Annotated in this window: 2 protein-coding genes and 1 pseudogene; 1 reads left to right on the top strand and 2 read right to left on the bottom strand. The window is 73.9% G+C overall.

Annotated features, from left to right (window positions below):
- On the bottom strand, positions 1-371 hold a 371-nt coding region (locus ACFQ87_RS45980; RefSeq protein WP_380617007.1), incomplete at its 3' end, for a transposase.
- A gap of 7 nt (positions 372-378) precedes the next feature.
- Between ACFQ87_RS45980 and ACFQ87_RS45985 the strand changes: the two genes are divergently transcribed.
- Positions 379-1,287, top strand: coding sequence for a helicase associated domain-containing protein (locus ACFQ87_RS45985; RefSeq protein WP_380617008.1), 909 nt, complete (start codon positions 379-381; stop codon positions 1,285-1,287).
- Here ACFQ87_RS45985 and ACFQ87_RS45990 read toward each other — a convergent pair.
- A pseudogene (locus tag ACFQ87_RS45990) lies at positions 1,223-1,493 on the bottom strand (hypothetical protein); the annotation flags it as partial. The gene ACFQ87_RS45985 and the pseudogene ACFQ87_RS45990 sit on opposite strands and share 65 nt — an antisense overlap.

Here is a 1,493-nt window from a genome sequence, read left to right on the forward strand (position 1 = left end):
CCAGGACCGCAGATGCGCGACGCCCTGCTGGTCGAGGTAGTCCTGAAAAGCTGTCGGTGGTCGTATGGACGCGCTTTCGCCAGGAGGCGGCTGAGGCGTTCGACGTCGACGGCGATGGCGGTGAGCACGTGCTGCAAGTGGGCCTTGGCCTGCCCGCGGTTTCGGCAGCGGCGCATGCCATGGCCGTGGGCGAACTCGCGGATGGCGCCCTCGATGCCGGAGCGCACCGCGTAGCGCTTGTGCCAGACCGGTTCCTGCTGCTCGGCGGCGGGGTGGCCGGGTCTGGAGGAGGACCAGCAGGACCTGCTCGTGGCGATCGGGATTGAGGCCGACGCCGAGCTGGTGGCGGCGAAGGCCACTGCCGAGGCCAAGCCAAAGGTGTCGCGCGCGCACCGGTTCGCCCAGGGCCTGGCGGCGCTGGCCGCGTTCGTCGAGCGAGAGGGCCGTGCACGTGTGCCCAGGGCCCACAAGGAAAGCGGGACATCGCTGGGGCCCTGGCTGAACAACCAGAAGGCGAGGCCTGGCGCGGGCCGCCGCATGAGGCGCGTTCGACGGCTTGTTGCGCCGTTCCTGCGGGGTCATCGCCTCGCGGGTGGCCTGTTCGGCGCGCAGGCCGGTGATACGGGGCCGCAGCCGGGTTCCGGTCGTCCGGAATCCCTCGGCTGCGGCCTCGGCCTGCCGGATGCGCCGGTCGTTGGCCTCGATGGCGTGCGCCAGGACGGCCTCCCGGGTGCCGCCCAGCTCCTCCCGGCCGGGCAGCAGGGCCCGTTCGCGGCTGGCCGGGTCTCCGGCGAGCGCCCCGTGGCGGGCCCGGCGGGTGGCGGCGTCGGCGAGCTGGTGCTGCAGCCCGTCCAGTTCCCCGCCGAGGAGGCGGTGCCGCTGTTCGGCCTGTTCCCGGTCCGCTCCTCGCAGGACGGGACGCCCGAGACGGCCGGTGGCCGCGAGCGCCTCCTCCAGGCTCCGGAGCTCGGTCACCGCCGCGGCCCGGCCGGACTGCAGGGCTCGTACCTCGGTGGCGGCCGTGTCCGGGGCGGAGATCGCCCGGACCTGGCCGTGCAGGGCGGCCCCCTCAGCGGTCGTGTGGGTGCCGAGGGACCTTCGCGTGGCCCTCGCGCTCGACGAGGGCCACCAAGGCGGCCAGGCCCTGCCGGCCGCGGCCACCGGCCAGCGCGGGCTGCGAGCGAGCCGCCGTCGGCCGGGGCGCTTCGGGTACGGCCGGGGATCAACCCGAGCAGCCGGCCACCGCGGTCGGGCTACCGAGGCAGTTGGTGGGACTGTTGCCGTTGACCCGGCTTCTGGTGAGGGTCACGGAACTGCCGTTGTTGTAGACGCCGCCCGGGGCAACGGCGGACTGGTTGTTGTTGATGTTGCTGCGGACGACCGTGACCGTCACGTTGCCGAAGGTCGCGAGCCCGCCGCCGGTCCCGGCCTGGTTCTCGTTGAGGTTGCTGTCGTCGATGCGCAGCGTGCCGTCGTTGGCGACGCCACCGCCC

The sequence above is a fragment of the Kitasatospora sp. NPDC056531 genome (assembly GCF_042794375.1).
In the GTDB taxonomy this organism is placed as follows: Bacteria; Actinomycetota; Actinomycetes; order Streptomycetales; family Streptomycetaceae; genus Kitasatospora.